This window comes from Clostridium prolinivorans (genome assembly GCF_004011155.1).
Classification (GTDB): Bacteria; Bacillota; Clostridia; order Clostridiales; family Clostridiaceae; genus Clostridium_AT; species Clostridium_AT prolinivorans.
In genome coordinates this window covers 47,385-64,165 of the sequence record NZ_RJWG01000010.1, presented here as the reverse complement: position 1 = coordinate 64,165, position 16,781 = coordinate 47,385, and the positions used below count along the sequence as shown (strand labels likewise).

General features: G+C 31.2%; 25 protein-coding genes. 23 read left to right on the top strand and 2 right to left on the bottom strand.

Features of this window, described 5'->3' with window-relative positions; all coding sequences use genetic code 11:
* Positions 1 to 4 precede the first annotated feature (4 nt).
* The 14 genes from EGD97_RS09055 to EGD97_RS08985 all read left to right on the top strand — a co-directional run bounded on the left by EGD97_RS09055 (position 5) and on the right by EGD97_RS08985 (position 7,021).
* Positions 5 to 307, top strand: a complete 303-nt coding sequence (locus EGD97_RS09055) for a DUF2089 family protein (protein ID WP_228202002.1) — start codon at positions 5 to 7, stop codon at positions 305 to 307.
* Complete coding sequence (locus EGD97_RS09050) at positions 308 to 709, top strand: hypothetical protein (RefSeq protein WP_127837115.1); 402 nt, start codon at positions 308 to 310, stop codon at positions 707 to 709.
* 60 nt (positions 710 to 769) lie between these two features.
* On the top strand, positions 770 to 1,387 hold the full coding sequence (locus EGD97_RS09045) for a DUF6438 domain-containing protein (protein WP_323052686.1): 618 nt from the start codon (positions 770 to 772) through the stop codon (positions 1,385 to 1,387).
* A 292-nt stretch (positions 1,388 to 1,679) separates the two neighbouring features.
* On the top strand, positions 1,680 to 2,234 hold the full coding sequence (locus EGD97_RS09040; RefSeq protein ID WP_127837113.1) for a plasmid pRiA4b ORF-3 family protein: 555 nt from the start codon (positions 1,680 to 1,682) through the stop codon (positions 2,232 to 2,234).
* A gap of 11 nt (positions 2,235 to 2,245) precedes the next feature.
* A complete protein-coding gene (locus EGD97_RS09035; protein ID WP_323052685.1) occupies positions 2,246 to 2,437 on the top strand; it encodes a LysE family transporter in 192 nt (63 codons plus the stop codon).
* A gap of 83 nt (positions 2,438 to 2,520) precedes the next feature.
* Positions 2,521 to 3,090: a hypothetical protein gene (locus tag EGD97_RS09030; RefSeq protein ID WP_127837112.1), complete on the top strand. Its 570-nt coding sequence runs from the start codon at positions 2,521 to 2,523 to the stop codon at positions 3,088 to 3,090.
* A gap of 42 nt (positions 3,091 to 3,132) precedes the next feature.
* Positions 3,133 to 3,351, top strand: a complete 219-nt coding sequence (locus EGD97_RS09025; RefSeq protein WP_094549752.1) for a zinc ribbon domain-containing protein — start codon at positions 3,133 to 3,135, stop codon at positions 3,349 to 3,351.
* A gap of 69 nt (positions 3,352 to 3,420) precedes the next feature.
* Positions 3,421 to 3,678 carry a hypothetical protein gene (locus tag EGD97_RS09020; RefSeq protein WP_127837111.1) on the top strand — a complete coding sequence of 86 codons (258 nt, stop codon included), beginning with the start codon at positions 3,421 to 3,423 and terminating at the stop codon, positions 3,676 to 3,678.
* A 27-nt stretch (positions 3,679 to 3,705) separates the two neighbouring features.
* The gene (locus EGD97_RS09015; RefSeq protein WP_127837110.1) at positions 3,706 to 4,164 is read left to right on the top strand and encodes a DUF5680 domain-containing protein; all 459 of its coding nucleotides are present in this window, start codon (positions 3,706 to 3,708) and stop codon (positions 4,162 to 4,164) included.
* A gap of 82 nt (positions 4,165 to 4,246) precedes the next feature.
* Positions 4,247 to 5,083, top strand: a complete 837-nt coding sequence (locus tag EGD97_RS09010; RefSeq protein WP_127837109.1) for a DUF1848 domain-containing protein — start codon at positions 4,247 to 4,249, stop codon at positions 5,081 to 5,083.
* An 82-nt stretch (positions 5,084 to 5,165) separates the two neighbouring features.
* The gene (locus EGD97_RS09005) at positions 5,166 to 5,558 is read left to right on the top strand and encodes a stage III sporulation protein AH (RefSeq protein WP_228201999.1); all 393 of its coding nucleotides are present in this window, start codon (positions 5,166 to 5,168) and stop codon (positions 5,556 to 5,558) included.
* A gap of 231 nt (positions 5,559 to 5,789) precedes the next feature.
* Positions 5,790 to 6,164 (top strand): helix-turn-helix domain-containing protein, encoded by a 375-nt coding sequence (locus tag EGD97_RS09000; RefSeq protein WP_127837107.1) that lies wholly within the window; start codon positions 5,790 to 5,792, stop codon positions 6,162 to 6,164.
* Positions 6,165 to 6,415: 251 nt separating this feature from the next.
* On the top strand, positions 6,416 to 6,601 hold the full coding sequence (locus EGD97_RS08990; RefSeq protein WP_127837106.1) for a hypothetical protein: 186 nt from the start codon (positions 6,416 to 6,418) through the stop codon (positions 6,599 to 6,601).
* A 42-nt stretch (positions 6,602 to 6,643) separates the two neighbouring features.
* On the top strand, positions 6,644 to 7,021 hold the full coding sequence (locus tag EGD97_RS08985) for a DUF6438 domain-containing protein (RefSeq protein WP_228201998.1): 378 nt from the start codon (positions 6,644 to 6,646) through the stop codon (positions 7,019 to 7,021).
* A gap of 70 nt (positions 7,022 to 7,091) precedes the next feature.
* On the opposite strand, the gene EGD97_RS08980 is transcribed toward EGD97_RS08985, so the two are convergent.
* Positions 7,092 to 7,769 (bottom strand): Crp/Fnr family transcriptional regulator, encoded by a 678-nt coding sequence (locus EGD97_RS08980; protein WP_127837105.1) that lies wholly within the window; start codon positions 7,767 to 7,769, stop codon positions 7,092 to 7,094.
* Between the two features lie 96 nt (positions 7,770 to 7,865).
* Between EGD97_RS08980 and EGD97_RS08975 the strand changes: the two genes are divergently transcribed.
* The 9 genes from EGD97_RS08975 to EGD97_RS08935 all read left to right on the top strand — a co-directional run bounded on the left by EGD97_RS08975 (position 7,866) and on the right by EGD97_RS08935 (position 15,105).
* Complete coding sequence (locus EGD97_RS08975) at positions 7,866 to 8,195, top strand: cupin domain-containing protein (protein WP_127837104.1); 330 nt, start codon at positions 7,866 to 7,868, stop codon at positions 8,193 to 8,195.
* A gap of 6 nt (positions 8,196 to 8,201) precedes the next feature.
* Positions 8,202 to 8,684 carry a permease gene (locus EGD97_RS08970; protein WP_127837103.1) on the top strand — a complete coding sequence of 161 codons (483 nt, stop codon included), beginning with the start codon at positions 8,202 to 8,204 and terminating at the stop codon, positions 8,682 to 8,684.
* Between the two features lies 1 nt (position 8,685).
* Positions 8,686 to 9,405, top strand: a complete 720-nt coding sequence (locus tag EGD97_RS08965) for a permease (RefSeq protein WP_127837102.1) — start codon at positions 8,686 to 8,688, stop codon at positions 9,403 to 9,405.
* A gap of 1,115 nt (positions 9,406 to 10,520) precedes the next feature.
* Positions 10,521 to 10,787: a hypothetical protein gene (locus EGD97_RS12515; protein ID WP_205693978.1), complete on the top strand. Its 267-nt coding sequence runs from the start codon at positions 10,521 to 10,523 to the stop codon at positions 10,785 to 10,787.
* Positions 10,788 to 11,201: 414 nt separating this feature from the next.
* Positions 11,202 to 11,474 (top strand): hypothetical protein, encoded by a 273-nt coding sequence (locus EGD97_RS08955; protein WP_127837101.1) that lies wholly within the window; start codon positions 11,202 to 11,204, stop codon positions 11,472 to 11,474.
* Positions 11,475 to 11,609: 135 nt separating this feature from the next.
* On the top strand, positions 11,610 to 12,065 hold the full coding sequence (locus EGD97_RS08950) for a hypothetical protein (RefSeq protein ID WP_164850191.1): 456 nt from the start codon (positions 11,610 to 11,612) through the stop codon (positions 12,063 to 12,065).
* Positions 12,066 to 12,093: 28 nt separating this feature from the next.
* Positions 12,094 to 12,687, top strand: a complete 594-nt coding sequence (locus tag EGD97_RS08945; protein ID WP_127837099.1) for a hypothetical protein — start codon at positions 12,094 to 12,096, stop codon at positions 12,685 to 12,687.
* A 74-nt stretch (positions 12,688 to 12,761) separates the two neighbouring features.
* The gene (locus EGD97_RS08940; protein WP_069195164.1) at positions 12,762 to 13,568 is read left to right on the top strand and encodes a Shedu anti-phage system protein SduA domain-containing protein; all 807 of its coding nucleotides are present in this window, start codon (positions 12,762 to 12,764) and stop codon (positions 13,566 to 13,568) included.
* A gap of 892 nt (positions 13,569 to 14,460) precedes the next feature.
* Complete coding sequence (locus tag EGD97_RS08935) at positions 14,461 to 15,105, top strand: 4Fe-4S binding protein (RefSeq protein ID WP_127837098.1); 645 nt, start codon at positions 14,461 to 14,463, stop codon at positions 15,103 to 15,105.
* An 82-nt stretch (positions 15,106 to 15,187) separates the two neighbouring features.
* Here EGD97_RS08935 and nagE read toward each other — a convergent pair whose 3' ends face one another.
* Positions 15,188 to 16,633 (bottom strand): N-acetylglucosamine-specific PTS transporter subunit IIBC, encoded by a 1,446-nt coding sequence (gene nagE / locus EGD97_RS08930; protein ID WP_127837097.1) that lies wholly within the window; start codon positions 16,631 to 16,633, stop codon positions 15,188 to 15,190.
* Between the last annotated feature and the right edge of the window lie 148 nt (positions 16,634 to 16,781).

The following is a 16,781-nucleotide window of genomic DNA, read 5'->3' as shown; positions in this document are numbered from 1 at the left end:
TGATATGGCTATAGAAGTAGTACCTGAATGGATGGCAAATCTTGATGATGAAGATATATTATTCATCAAAAAATTTATTATGGAATCTGGTTCACTTAAAAAAATTGCCAATCTTTATGGCGTTACTTATCCGACAGTACGCTTAAGGCTTGATAAACTGATACAAAAAATTCAAATCAGTGAAGATACTGCAAATGAGCCATATATTGCACTAATTAAGCGTCTAGCAGTAAATGATAAAATCGATTTTAATACGGCAAAAATTTTAATAAGCGAGTACAAGAAAACACAAAAGGAGGACAAATAGATGCAAAATACAGCAATTGCCATAATTATTTTGCTACTGTTTCTTGCAGGGAGCATTTGGCTACAAATATTTCTTTCCAAATCGAAGAATAAATGGTTGGGACTAATTATTCCTTTAATCTGTTTTATATTTTCGATAGTGACCGTTCTTTCTTTATCAATGTATACGAATACAGAGACTACTATAGTGACTAAAACCATTGATGGTGTTGTAGTGAGTGATGAAACAATTACTTCGCAATCAGAGAAAACGAGTATGATATCAATGTTTGTATCTGTTATACCTGTTTTTCTTATATCTAATATTCCAACGCTTATATTTTTAGCGATATATTTTGCTTGCAGAGAAAAACTGAAATTGCGAAATGAATTGGATAAAATGAATGTTCAAGATTTAGAATAACTTACTGCTATAAACATTACCTTTAATTGTTCTATATAGGTATGTCGTAATATTCTTATTATGTACATTAATTGGATGTGTATCATGTTTGAATACATAAAATTGCAGAGAACAATGTGCTATGGGACTTGCCATGTTTACTCTGTAATAGTGGATAAAGAAGGCAATGTAAATTATAATGGAGAAATGTTCGTATATAAAAATGGTGAGCATCACTGGAAAATATCAATGAGAAAAGTGAAACAGTTAAATGATTTGATTGAAGAATTTGGGTTTAAGTCTTTCGTATATGAACCAGAGGATGAGTTTATTACCGACTGTCCTTCTTGCATAACCACAGTAAAGTATTCTAATTGGGAAACTAAAGAAATTAACCACTATTATGGACATATTTTGATAGATGATAGCCTGACAGCATTTGAAAAGAAGATAGAGAGAATAATAGGCACTAAAAAATATGTAAATCCAAAACTGTACATATATCAGGTGGAAGAGAGAGTTCCAGAGTCGCCAATTAAGTACATAGTTATCTCTGATTCAGAAAAAGAAGCCATAGATTTAGTAGAAAAAGAGTATATAAAAAGTGACCCACTAAAATGGCGGGTACAGAAGATAGGGATTACTACAGACGTTTATTATGAACCTGTAATCATTATGAAAAATATTAAGGAGTCATAGTATGCCAACAAAACCAAAAGAGAAAACCGAAAGGATTGTATAAGGAGATTCGAAGAGGCAAAGCACCTTAATATAAAGCCCATGGAAGTAAAGATTCCTGAAAGTATTAAAAAATACGATAAAATTGAAATAGCGAAAGAGAGAAGTAGAAAAATTTTAGGAATGGATTTCTATATTTTGGAAAAATAAAGATTAATGCATAATGATAATAGAATATTGTTTTTACTGTTACAGAACATAGAGAAATGATAAAATAGAAGTGCATAAATACAAATAAAGGAGACGTGAGATTATGAAAATTCTTCAGTTGAAAATAACATTAAAAGATGTAAAGCCTCCTGTCTGGAGGAGGGTATTGGTTAGAGACGATATCACGTTTTATAAACTCCACAGGATAATCCAGTATGCGATGGGATGGTTTGAATCCCACCTTTATGAGTTCAGGCTGGGAGAAATGATTATTGGGGAAAAAGATGATGACTGGGACTTTTACGACAGATATGAAGTAAAAAGTGCAAAAAGGGTAAAGTTAAGCAGTATGAACTTTGCGCCAAAGGATAAATTCAGATATGTTTACGATTTTGGTGATGACTGGAGACATGACATTGTTGTTGAGAAGGTGCTTGACCCGGAAGAAGGCATTAAATATCCAATATGTATAGGTGGCAAAAGAAACTGTCCTCCTGAAGATGTAGGGGGACCATGGGGATATGAGAACTTTCTTGAAGCAATACAAGACCCGCAGCATCCAGAGCATGAATCCATGCTTGAATGGGTGGGAGGTTCTTTTGACCCTGAAGAATTCAGCGTAGATGAAGTTAATTATGCATTGAAGATGATAAAGTAAAGATTAAGGGTTTGCATTTGATTAAGAGAGGACATATTTTATCGGACTTTGTATGGTATTCAGCAATTTCCATAGCATTTTCCAGGGGCAAGAAACTGATAAGTGATGTTGTATATCGCTGGATTATTTTATTGTTGGGTATATTTATTATAGCCTTTTCAATCTATTTCATAGGCAGTGGATGGAAGATGCTTCGAATCTGATGATATAATTTCAAGGTGGACCTGATGAAAAAGATGCTATTACCTCGTAATAGATTTAAAATTTAAACTGGAGGTCAAACTCTATGAAATCAATGCTTTTTGAAATTAACAAGAAAAGATGGTTGACGCTATTTTTAGTAGCATTATCAGCAACAATATTTAGATTGATACTGCAGGCTTTTATTCCTTCAAGCGGTAATAATCCTTTTCCTCCGAGTGCAATCGTCAAAGCAGGATTATTAATACCCTCTTTTACGATTTATGCACTAATAACCTATTTTTTATTAGCGGTAGTATTCGTCATAATACAGGGTCGTCTACCAGGAACAAAGATTAAAAAAGGTTTAATGTTCGGTTTTTTATTCTGCATGATGTGGTGTATATACTTATTTGAGCCTTTACCTCACGTTTCAAGCACATCACTGACCGAACTTTTTGCTTATCCAATAGTGGATGGAATATCACTTGTATTTTTAGGATTGCTGTTAGGAAAATTCGTTGCTGTAGATTCTCAATTGTCAGGGAAAGTATACATTAATCTTAACATTGTACCGTTAATGGCAATACCTGTATGTTTCCTGGTACTGAGAGTATTTTGTTATAGTATAGTTCATATTTATTCCTCTTTTACTGCCAATCCGTTAGGAACATAGAATGATTTTAATGAGAATAAAGTGGAAGGAGTATAACTAAAAATGGAAAAGCAGTTTGAGTGTTTAAGGTGTAAAGAGCAAATGAAGTATCTGAAAGAATATCGCTTTGATTCTCAGGATAATAATAGAGGAATATTAGGAGCCTTATTTGATATTGAAGAGCATTTGACTTTTGACGTATATGTCTGTCCTAAATGCAGGCATACAGAGTTTTTCTTTACAGGAGCAAGGGAAGGGTTTGACGAATGGAATGACTGGTAAAGTCATTCTTTAATGTTATGTAATGTTTATTTCATGTGTTTATGGTGCAAGGGGGCAGGGGGCAGGGTGATGGGGAAATACTCGTCAATAAAATATATATCAGATTTTTTGCTGGGCTTAGGATTTATCTTTACAATTAGTCCGATAATTTTATATTGGTTTATTCATGGTGATTATGAAAGATATATTTGGATTATAAATGGACCATATCCATTCAGCTATTTTGGCAGCGGGTCATTTCAGTTGTTTATGTACTTAAGCCTGCTTATAATTGGGGCAGCATTGATTGTTATTTCAATGATTTTAAAAAGAGTAAAGAAAAAGTGAGACTAAACAGGAAGGTTGATAAAGGCAATGAACTGCACAGAATTGGCTTTAAAAGAATTTCTGATCAGAGCAAAGATAAATACATATGCTGGAGATAGGGCTCTTTCTGCATTTTCAAGGCCGAACTCAAAGGATTTACATTATAGTGAAGGGGATTTACTATACATAGACTCTTACTTCGGGAGCACCGATTTCATTGGTGAAGAAGTGGTATTTGAAAATCAAAAGCCCATATGGGGAATGAATTACTATGGGAAGATGCTCGTTGACGAAGTTCCGCCAGGATTCAGCAAATGTTTGAAAAGTGCATTAAAGGCAGTTCCTGTTGAAAAACCATTCAGAGGACCTGCTTTATTTGAACAGGATAAGTTTGTTTATAAATGTTCATGGAAGGGAGATATATCTGAGTTTAACGGGAATGAGGCAATATACTTTGATGGTATTGAAATATATAGATTGTCTTTCCATGGCGGATATATAAAATAGTATCCAATATTCTTACACATACCGTAAACACAAACTTTTTTCGTAAACATAAACTTTTTTATGGGGGTAATAATCTGAATCAATGTTCGAGATAATAAGTTGCAGCAGAAGGACGGATATTCCTGCGTTTTATTATGATTGGCTTCAGGAATATCTGAAAAATAAATATGTAATGGTAAAAAACCCTTACAATAAACAAACATACATGTTGGACTTGACGCCTGAAAGGGTTCATTCCATATGCCTGTGGTCAAAGTCGTTTGCCAATGTACTTAAAAACCCTGGATATTTGTCGCTGTATAATCTGTACTTTCAGTTTACAATCACAGGCTACTCCAAATTTCTTGAGCCAAATGTTATTGATACAAATGAGGCAGTCAGGCAGATGGAACAACTGGCTCTAAAGTACTCACCTAATCAAATAAACTGGAGATTTGACCCTATTATTCTTAGTATCAGGGGAGAGAACGAACCGACACCAGATAATTTTGCAAGAGCAAGGCTAAAGGTGTTTGAGGCTTTATGCAGGAATATTTCTTCCTTTGGAGTAAATCGCTGTACCATAAGTTTTCTTTGCCTGTATAAAAAAGTAGAACAAAGAATGAAAGCATCGAAGTTTATTTGTTCAATTCCTTCACAGCAACAGCAGATTGAATTAGTAAGCGAATTAGTGGAGATTGCAGATAAATACGGGGTCACAATTTATACATGTACCAGTCCTATTATTGAAAGAGTACCTGGGGTGAAGAAGGGCCATTGTATAGATGGGGCTTACCTTGAAGCATTGTTCGGGAAAAGAGCCTCACATGCAAAAGATGCAGGGCAAAGAAAAGAATGTGGATGTACCAGGTCAAGAGATATTGGAGCATATAGTGGGCAGAGTTGCGGGCATGGGTGCCTTTATTGCTATGCTGGATAATTGAATATATCACTATTATGGGAGAATATTTATGTTTATAGATAATAACCCTGAGAATAAAGTCTATAGAGATTTAATTGATTTGGCTTTTGATATCTGTGATGAATTCATTTTAGTAGTAAGACGTGATATGGATATATCAGACAATATGGATAATGTTCTCGAAAAATTAAAGCCATTTTTAAAAGAAGTAAAAGAACAGTTTGAATGGCCTGGAACAATAACTTTGTGTGAACAACCAGCATTAGTATACTATTATAGTACTGATAACAACGCTAAAGAAATATTAAAGCAAGCATCAAATTCCTTGCATGAGTGGCTTCAACCGCACCTGCCAGAGGATTTATGTTTTATAAAAAATTCTAAGCCGTGGTTAATAAATACTTCACATGAAAGGTTAAGTTACATTTTAACAGAAGACAAAGAAGATATTGACCGAATTATAAAAATCAAAGGGTTAAAAATAAAATTATAGTAAATTTTTTTGTGCTTATTTCAATAAATGGGTAGAATCCAAATGTAGGGATAAAGAATGTGAATTTTGCAAAAGCAGACCTGTTAAACTTAGCCTGTAGTTTACTGAAAAAGAAAGGGTAGGAAATTTTATAACTGAAAAGATAATCCCAACAGTTTGTAAAAATAATTTTTACAAACTGTATCTTTTTTTTTACACTTTTGGTGTATAATATAGCAGAAGGTGTAAAAAATGAGCATGGAATTATTATTCGAAAATCGAAAATTAATCGGTGAGAATATATTAAACATCATTAAAGATAATGGATATACAAAGTCTTCCTTCTCAAGACTTACTAATATTTCACGACCTACTTTGGATAAATTAATAAAAGGAGAAGTTGACAGCCTCGCTACATTTAAAACTCATATTCAAAAGATTTTGGAAAGTCAGGACATGAATGAAGAACAACTACTAAACTATGTTCCAAAATATAAGACGAAAAAGGAACTTGTTTTTCCGCTGTCTGACAATGCTCCAGAAAATCATGCCCTGAACCCTAAGGCTCAAGAAATGTTTGGTATTTTAGAGGACATAGTTCATATGTGTGAACTGTATTACAATTAAGAAGGTGCACAGATTATGTCGGAATTAGTAACGAGTAAGAACCTTGAGCAGGTTATTGAAAAAAATAAACTGATTAAAGATGATATATTAAGATTAACAAATGACTTTACAGTCAGATTTAACAAGTCGGGGGGTAACGGGGCAGGATAAACTGTCTTTTTCAGTATTAAAAGAGAATCATTTAATCCAGATTCCTATTGATGATGAGTATTGGGGCGGGGCTATTATTACAAAGGGGGGGAATAAATAATATGAAACGCCAAAATTTAATTCTTGGAACAGGTATGATTATACTTGCTGTAACATTACTATTAAAGCATATAATAGAACTGCCTGATTTCGTTTCTGGTTTAGGAATTGGACTTGCAATTGGACTTGAATTAGTTGGGATTTATATGTTTAGGAATAATAAAAAGCAAGACAAAGCCGATAAATAGGTTCATGCTTTTCTTATTATGCACATTAATTGGAAGTGTATCATGTTTGAATACATAAAATTGCAGAGAACAATGTGTTTTGGAACTTGCCCTGTCTATAGTGTAGCAGTAGATAACAAAGGGAATGTAAATTATTATGGAGAAATGTTTGTATATAAAATTGGTGAGCATCACTGGAAAATATCAAAGAAAAAAGTAAAACAGTTAAATGATTTGATTGAAGAATTTGGGTTTAAGTCTTTTATATATGAACCAGAGAATGAGTTCATTACCGACCAGCCTTCTTGTATTACCACAATAAAATATTCAGATGGGGAAACTAAAGAAATTGACCACTATTATGGGCATGTTTTGATAGATGATAGCCTGACAGCATTTGAAAAGAAGATAGAGAGAATAATTATTACGGACCTGCAATAATTATGAAAGGCGTTTAATTGTTGATAATAACAGATTAAAGGGAACTCAATACGGGTTCCCTGTTTATTGCTCAAGATTTGCGAATAATATCAAAATCACAGATAGTAATAGAATGGGTGTTGTAGTCAATGAGCCCATCTTTTTTCATCTTATTGAGTTCACGGGAAAGAGAAGTTCTTTGAATACCTAACCTTTCGGCTAATTCCTTTTTTGTCATATTAAGTTTTATTTCTTTATTTTTTTGAGAGTAGTACTCATAGTTTAAGAATTCAATGATAGATTCCCTTATAGATTTCATGGAGATTGATTTAATTTTGCTTGTCAAGATAGCAGTTTTGTCCGATATGCAAGTTAAGAACTGTATTAAGAAATCCTGGCTAGTCTGACAAAGTTGCAGTACAAAATCTTTATCAATATGTAAAATTTTAGTATCTGATTTTGCCACCACACTCATGGGATAATAAGGATACCTTGAAAACAATAGATTGCCCCCAATATTGTCTCCAACTTTAAATTCAGTAATAGTTAATACATTTCCCTTTTCATCAATCTTTTGAACAAATACCTGGCCTTTTAAAATAATATCCCAGTAATTGCATTTCTCACTTTCAAAATGGATAATGCTGCCTTTATTATATTTAGAGATAACATAATTGTATGTTTTAAACAAAGTAAGCAGTTCTTCAACAGAAAATCCGTCAAATAACCCTGTTAGTTTTAAAATGTCCAGATAATCTTTTATGTTCATAAATATCACCTTTTTATAAAAATAGTTACCATGGTAACTGTATATCGCTGTGATTTATTATAATATAGATTTAAACATAATGAAAGGAGAGTTTTTATGCTGGAGAAAAAATATGTATATAGTCTTACAGATGACAAAACAATTGAAAAGATTGTGGATGATAAGAATATTCACCTGAATCATATGGTCCTTACAAAAGGAACAAATCTTCCTGAACACTATTCCAATTCCAACGTTTATATGATAATTGTACGAGGGAAAATGACTTTGCAGTTAAATGAACAAGAACCACATCATTACACCAAGGGAGATATTATTAATATCCCATACAAAACAAAAATGAATGTCCATAATCAAGACGAAGAAGTATTGGAATTCTTTGTGGTAAAATCACCTAATCCTAAAAACTACAAGGAGAAGGAGTGATGAAAGGTGGATATTTTTACAGCATCATTATGGGGGATAACAGGGGCTGCGTTTGTCGCATCTCTTGTTAAAAACAAGCAAAAGACATTTAATTCTATGAAAATGGCAAGAGGTATGATGAAAAATATGATTGGAGAGATTGTAGGCATCTTGTTTCTTATAGGATTGATTCTGACCTTCATACCGCCTGAAGTTATAAAGAATGTTTTGGGAGAATCCAATCTGTTTATTTCAACCGTTATTTCTGCCTTAGTAGGTAGTATTACATTGATTCCAGCCTTTGTAGCATTTCCTCTGGTAGGTTCTTTTGTAGATGCAGGTGCAAGTATTGTCCCTGCCGTTGCATTCTTAACTACTTTAACGATGGTTGGAATAGTGACATTCCCATTAGAAAAACAAGAGTTTGGTTTGAAATTTGCTACTACCCGTAATGTTCTTAGTTTTGTATTTGCACTTATAATAGCGCTGACGATGGGAGTGATTATGTGAAATGATTGAAATAATTAAAAAGAACAAACTGCTGGCAGCAGTATCTTTGGCATATATTTTTCTATTTATCGCAATGCCCGATAAGGCTTACTTATCTGTCAAAAACAGCATGTATTATATTATAGAAATGTTTGAAATTATGCCTGTGATTTTTATACTTACATCAATTATTGAAGCATGGGTTCCTAAAGAAGTAATCATGAATGGATTTGGGGAGAAAGCAGGAATAAAGGGGAGTATATTCTCATTCTTATTGGGCAGTTTTTCAGCAGGGCCTATTTATGCAGCATTCCCAATCTGCAAAATGCTTTTAAAGAAAGGTGCCAGCATCGCAAATGTAGTTATTATATTAAGTGCATGGGCAGTAATAAAAGTACCCATGCTTGCCAATGAAGCAAAATTCTTAGGGGCACAGTTTATGGGGATAAGGTGGATATTGACAGTAATATCCATACTGATAATGTCATATCTAATGACTGTATTTGTAAAAAAAGAAGATATTCCTATTCAGGAAGAGCAAAGTTTAAGCAAAGCAACTGGCATTGATATTAAGGAGCAGTATTGTATTGGATGCGGAATGTGTGAAAAATTAATGCCTCAGCATTTTAAGGTAGTGGATAAGAAAGCAAAATGGAAAGAGTCTACACTTAATGATACACAAATAAATGAATTGAAAGCGATAATCGATAAATGTCCTGTTAAGGCCATAGACTTTAAATGATATTCTGGGAACTAAATTTAGATGTTAAATTGCGTTTAGTTATTTAACCTTACAGTAAATGTGGATATATGCCTCATTTGCTGTAAGGTTTTCTATTTTACATTATCCATATAAAATTCATGAATAAATGGCATTTGACAATAACTGTATAATTCAAATAAAGTTCACTCCATGATAATAAAGTTTGCTCTATAAAAATAAAGTTCGTTCCAAAATCCCGTAGTCGAAGTAGGAAAAATCCTGAACGGCTGCGGGGTTTGTTTTTTTGTTGAGTTAGGGTTAAGGTGTAAGGATTAAGGCGATTAGATTTTTCATTAGAAATTTGATTAGAAAATTGTGCTGATTAAAGCCTTCAAACTATTGATTTTAAAGGGATTGAGAGAAGTATTGACTGCTGTATTGAAGATAATGTTGATATAGTAACTGAAAGGGTGGAATAAAACCTTAAATCTTACCCTATGAAACTTATCCCTATTTTCCTTTCAAAACATCCCTATTTGGAACCGACTTTATTTTAAAAATCATTACAAGGATTAAGGAAAAAGTGTTAATAAATGGGATAAAAATATGAGATTTTAGAGCGGACTTTATTATATGTTAAAAATTAGGGTGTAGAAAAATCAAGGGTTTGAGGGGTGTGGGTGGAGTGGAGTTTATTTTAAATATACATAGTTAGGGGTAAGGTTTTTAGGGATAAGGAACAAGAGGAAATCAATAAAATAATAAAGTCGGTTCTGTGATAATAAAGTTGGTTCTATGATAATAAAGTCGATTCTGTAATAATAAAGTTAGTTCTAAGAATGGGAAGCAAGGTGGGATAAGGAACAGAACAATAAGTACAATGATGATATATAACTAAATGGCTTAAACTTCATGTTCAATATGCCGATATAAGCAGCAACCAGATAAGAAGAAAAAATGATGGACTATATACATGGCTGAAAAGATATGATAGTTAATGGCTGAAACAAAACTATCGCAGGATAAAAAAAGCAGTGAAGGCTGTTGATTGGGCTAAAAGAGATGCTGAATTACTGTCACAAGTATAAGAAATAGTAAAAGAAATGAAAAAAGGCAAGCCTGAAAGAATAACATGGTCAACCATAGGAGGTAAGTTGGGAGTTAGTGAATGGCTATCAAAAAAGAAAGAAAAACTCCCCATGACTAAAGCATATATAGAGTCTGATTTGGAAAGTCTGGAGGAATACCATATAAGAAAAATTAAATGGGCTGTAGAAGAATTACAGATGCAGGGAAAAGAGATTACGTTATGGAATTTAGCAGAAACAGCAGGGATTAAACCGAAGTATATGAAAGAAATTTATAAAGAAATTGAACAGGTATTAAATAAGAAGGGATATGATTGTAATTTTAAATGGTAGGAAAAGAGTCATTGTAAGGATAAAATTCCTTAATGTGACTATTTTTATAGGATTAAATAATAGATTTATTTGATAGCAAATAAAGGAAATTAGGAATAAGTGACGAATATTTTTACATAGATATGTTACAATCTACTTGTAAATACACAGAACTAATACCTTGAGCGAGGATTCTAATAGCCCTTGCGAGAACCATGTTAATTCTAGTATAGGATTAAAGGAGGGATGTCTTATGAAATTAAATAGTATATTTAATATTATTAAATTCCATAGATATGTAGGACTCTCTATAAACCTTGGTATAATAAGACTGAACTTTGCTTGGGGTTCTCGCTGAAGGTATTACTATAAAATAGTTATGAATTAAATAAAACTTTTATTTTAAATGTAAAAAGTTTTAAGGGAATGAGAGAGATGATAGGTAAATGTGCATTATGTTATAGAGAAAGAGAACTCCAGTTAAGCCATATTATTCCTAAATTTGTAATCAGATATTTAAAGAAAACATCTGTTGGAAATATTAGAAGAACTGATAATCCTAATAAGGTTGTGCAAGATGGAGAGAAACACTATTTATTATGTAAAGAGTGTGAAGAGAGATTTAATAGTGCAGAAACACTTTTTGCAAGTAAAGTTTTTTATCCATACTTAAAAGAAAATAAAGAAGAATTTGAATATGATGAATGACTTCATTATTTTATTACGTCAGTGAATTGGAGAAATTTATATTTAGATATAATTGATTTTGTAAAAGCCGGAGATATTCAAATTGATGATTTGCAAGTTCTTATAGATAGTGAAAAGATTATGAGAGATTATCTTATGAAAAAAAGAAATGATATAGGTAATATTAAAAATCATATATTTTTCTTTGGTGATATTAAAGAGGCATATAAGGAGTTCAAAGAACAGAATCCCCATGTTGCTTTTAGCAGAAGTGAAGGGGGCTATACATTTTATAATTCTAAAAGAAAAACATATATGAGTATATCAAACCTTATGGGAATAATTCTAATTACAATTTACAGAATGCACCGAGAAGAATATTGGGAAAATACAGAAATATTTAATTGCAGAGGAATAATTAGAGCGAAAAATCAGTATATCAAAAGTATAGTTGGACAAGAGTTCTTTGAATGGATAAAAGAAATGAATGAATCACAGTTGAAGTTAAATTTACATCAGAAAGAAAAAATTGCTAAAAATATAATAGAAAATAAAGAGGAGTTTATAAATAGCAAGATGTTTAAACAGATGATGAAAGATAGAAAATTATAATATCCATTTTATATATGGAGGGAGATGAATGGAAGTAAAAATACATCCAAATGAAGATGAAAAAGAATTTTTAACTATAGGATATAATAGGTTTTATGACTTATTTGAAGAAATGATGAATGATGAGTTTTGGTTTAAAGAAGATGAATACCGACTTTTTAAAATAAAAGAAATCTTTGCAACGTATTTTGAACTTTTGAAATATCCACCTATACAATGGGTTATCAAAAATCAAAAAAGACCAAATTTTAGTGATGTAGGTAAAGACTTGTTTAAATTTATTAGAAACGTATTATTGCATTTTCCATACTTTGATAAATGGGATGATATTTGGGTTAAGAAATCGCTAATTACTTTGTATTCTAATAAACCACAGTTTATAGACCGATTTCTAACGAAATATGAATTTAGAGAAGAATTTAAATATAGGTTTTGGGAACAAAAATATAAAAGAATGACATACATAAGTATTAATTCCCCTACAGAATATAGTATGAATAAAAAAATCTTTCTTAAAGATATTTTAACTGAAAAAGATGGGGTAAAGTTTTCACTTGTTTTTATGTATAACGTTTTAGAGACTCAAGTTGATAGAAATAATGTTAATCTAGAAATTAAGTAAGTTAAAAACTTAAATAACAATAGATTAGTACTTCATATGATTAAATAATATAAAATTATATTAGGAGAATAACTATGAGAATTTACAATAGAGATTATACTAAATTAACCGAAGATGAAGTAAACGAATGGGAAGTATTGAGGCAAAAAGAAGTAGTAAAATCTAGTGGGAAGTTGAATTTTAGAAAGTCAATGTTTAGAAAATATCCAAAAGCAGTCAGACATTATTTGAGTTTATTTCCTAATAATTATTTGGATATAGAAGATTTAAAAGATGAGGATATGCTTAAAGCCCTTATTTCTAATTTCTGTGATTTTTTGGATAATGATAATATTATCGAAAGAGATATTGCAAAATTTATTAAAGATAATAAAGCCTATTTTATAATTGCTTCAATTTTAAAATCAAATTATAATTTTGGACATCATGATGCATTTATTATACCAGAGTTTATGTTAGGTAATTCATATAAAGTAGATTATTTACTTATAGGCAAAAATTCAGGTGGATATGAGTTTGTTTTTGTTGAATTAGAAAACCCATATGGAAAGATTACTTTAAAGGATGGAAGCATAGGCGATGTCTTTAGAAAGGGTATTAAACAGATAAATGATTGGGACGAATGGCTTGAGGCAAATTATATATCACTCAGGGAAACTTTTCAAAAATATAAGCATCCAAATGAACAGTTACCTAATGAATTTATTAGCCTTGATAAAACAAGAATACACTATGTGGTTATTGCTGGAAGAAGAGATGAGTTCAATGAAAGAACATATAAGGAAAGACGAAGATATTCAGATAAGCAAAAAATTCTTTTATTGCATTATGATAATTTATGTGATAGTGCAAAAAGTCTAATTGGTAAGCCTACTTATTAAAAAGTAATTATCTTATTAATGTATGTAGTTACAAAATTGACTATTGCTCCTTAAGCCCTTATCCCTTATCCCTTATACTTGTATCTATGTATAACCCAAATAAACTCCTATCATTTTGCAAATTCTTTTTAAAATGCAAATAAAGTTCTTTTAGGAAACATGGTTTATTAGGGAGAAGAAAAGCCCTGTAGGCTATGTTTTTGTTTAGAAGTTTTAAGGGATAAGGAACAAGGAATAAGGCTAAAAGCCAGATAAATCAATGGATTAGAAGATTGAATAGAAAAGAAAATGGAGAGGAGAAATTGATAAAAACACTCCTTAAACCTTCCCCCTAAACCCTCAATCCTACAAGCACTTTATTTTCATTTTTTGCCCCAAAAATTTAGGAATGAAAGGACTTTAGGAAGTGAGGATTAAAGAAATGGGAACAAAATGATAAATTGGAATGGAATAACAAGCAAGTGTTTTCAAGGGTTTGAGGGACATAGGTGAAAGGACTTTATTTGATTTTGGGGAGGAGTTTGTTTGATGAACACATGTTTGTGTATTACCCAAATAAACTTATATCATTTTGCAAATTCAACACTAAAGTTCTATCATAAACATGGTTTCATGAAGCGTAAAAATCTCCCTGTACCATGTTTTTTATTATTATCTATTTTTCATTTTATCCTATTTTTAAATCTACCTTTCTAATTATGTTAACCTCGCTTCGATCTAATGAGGTTGTTATACTAACAATATTGTATTTATGGCATAATCAATTATGGTATATTAGGATATTATCATAAATTAAATATGAAAAATTCATTATAGGTTGACATATTAAAAAAACTAATATAATATCTTATGTATACCCCGTATGGGTATAATTCAATTGGGAGGGATCAACATGAAAAAATTTATTGAACTATGGAAGAAGTATTCATATGTAATTTTATTAATATTTATTGTTGCAAGTTTATTTGATTTTAAAATAGCAGTAGCAGCAATTATATGTATGGTTGCACCTATAATAGTATCATTATTCAAAGGAAGATTTTGGTGTGGAAATTTATGTCCAAGAGGAAGTTTTTACGATAATGTAGTATCAAAATTTAGTAAAAAAAATCAAGTACCTAAATTTTTGAAATCAGTATATTTTAGAATATTTGTAATTTTGTTTATGTTTACAATGTTTGGAATAGGTATTAAAGAAAATTGGGGAAATCTTGAAGGAATTGGTATGGTTTTTTATAGAATTATTGTAATTACAACTTTAATTGGAATAGTATTATCCCTTTTTTACAATAACAGAACTTGGTGCAATTTCTGTCCTATGGGAAGTATAGCTGCATTCATTTCTTACATTAAAAGAGATAAAAATAATATATTACAGGTATCTAATACTTGTGTTAATTGTAAAATTTGTTCCCAAAAATGTCCTATGGGAATAGAACCTTATAAATATAAAGGAGATGCACTAAGTCATTATGATTGTATTCAATGTGCAAAGTGTGCAATAGCATGCCCTAAAAAATCAATAAGCTATAAATAAATTAAAAAGCCATTCATAAAAAATTATGAATGGCTATATCTTTGAAATTATATAAGTTTTAGTATTTATAGTTTATATTTAATTATTTGCATAACTTTCTAAATTCGTCAGCTACAAATTGTACTTGTGTTCCTATAATAATTTGTACGCTTGTTTTACCTGGTCTAATTACACCAGATGCGCCTGAAGATTTAATAATTTTTTCATTTACTTTAGATGGATCTTTAACTTGTAAACGAAGTCTAGTTACGCAATTATCAATAGATACTATATTTTCTTTTCCGCCAACCCCTTTTAATATAGTTGATGCAACTTTAGTATAATCGTTATTTTCAAGACTTATATTCATTTCTTCATTTATATCATCATTTTCTCTACCAGGTGTTTTTAAATCCCACATTGTAATTACTAAGCGAAATACTATATAATAAATAATTCCCACTACTAAACCAATTGGTATAATCAAAAGAGGATTTTTAGCCATAGGAGCTTTAAAACTTAAAAACCAGTCTACAAAACCTGCACTGAAGTTAAATCCAGCTCTAACTGGAAGAATTGCACATACAGCTACTGAAATTCCTGTTAAAGCGGCATGAACAACATAAAGTCCAGGAGCTAAGAACATAAAAGAAAATTCTAATGGTTCTGTAATACCAGTAAAGAAAGAAGATAATGCAGATCCTAATAATAAACCATATACTACTTTTTTCTTTTTTTCTTTGGCTGTATGGTACATAGCTAATGCAGCTGCTGGAAGACCAAACATCATTACAGGGAAAAACCCAGTCATATACATACCAGTTTGTCCGAAAACTCCACCTGATTTAGTTCCCCAAAATTTCCCTATATCATTAATTCCGGCTACATCAAACCAAAATACAGAGTTAAGTGCATGATGAAGACCAGTAGGTATTAAAAGTCTATTAAAAAATGCATAAATTCCAGCACCAATAGCTCCTGTAGATATAATTCCTTTACCAAAAGCAACTAATGCACTATAAACAACAGGCCAAATAAAAAATAATATAATTGCTGCAATAATTGATAATCCAGATGTTACTATAGCAACACTTCTTTTACCACTAAAAAAACCTAAAGCATCAGGAAGTTTAGTATTTTTAAATTTATTATAGCAATAAGCACCAATTAAACCTGCCAAAATACCTATAAATTGAGTTTGAATTTTACTAAAAGCTGTAGGTACTGCAGATACATCAACTCCTTTAAACATTGCTACTGCAGATGGAGAAAGTAAAGTTGTAATAACAAGCCAAGAAACAAGACCAGCAAGACCTGCTGTACCATCATTATCATCAGACATTCCAACACTTACACCTATTGCAAATAAAAGAGCCATGTTATCAATTATTGCACCACCGCCTTTTAATAAAAAAGCTGATACTACGCTGTTTGATCCCCAACCAGAAGGATCTATCCAGTAACCAATACCCATTAAAATACCTGCTACAGGTAAAGCTGCTACTGGAAGCATTAATGATTTACCTAATTTTTGTAAAAATTTCATCATAAAAAAGCTCCTCCTTTATTTATAATTTTATTTTAAGGATTTTTCATCCTTAAATACTAAAAATAAATGTTTTAAAAGAAATTTATAAAAACAAAAAAGCTGAAAAAGACAAATTAAATTATCTTTTTCAGCTTTTGCCCGAAATTAA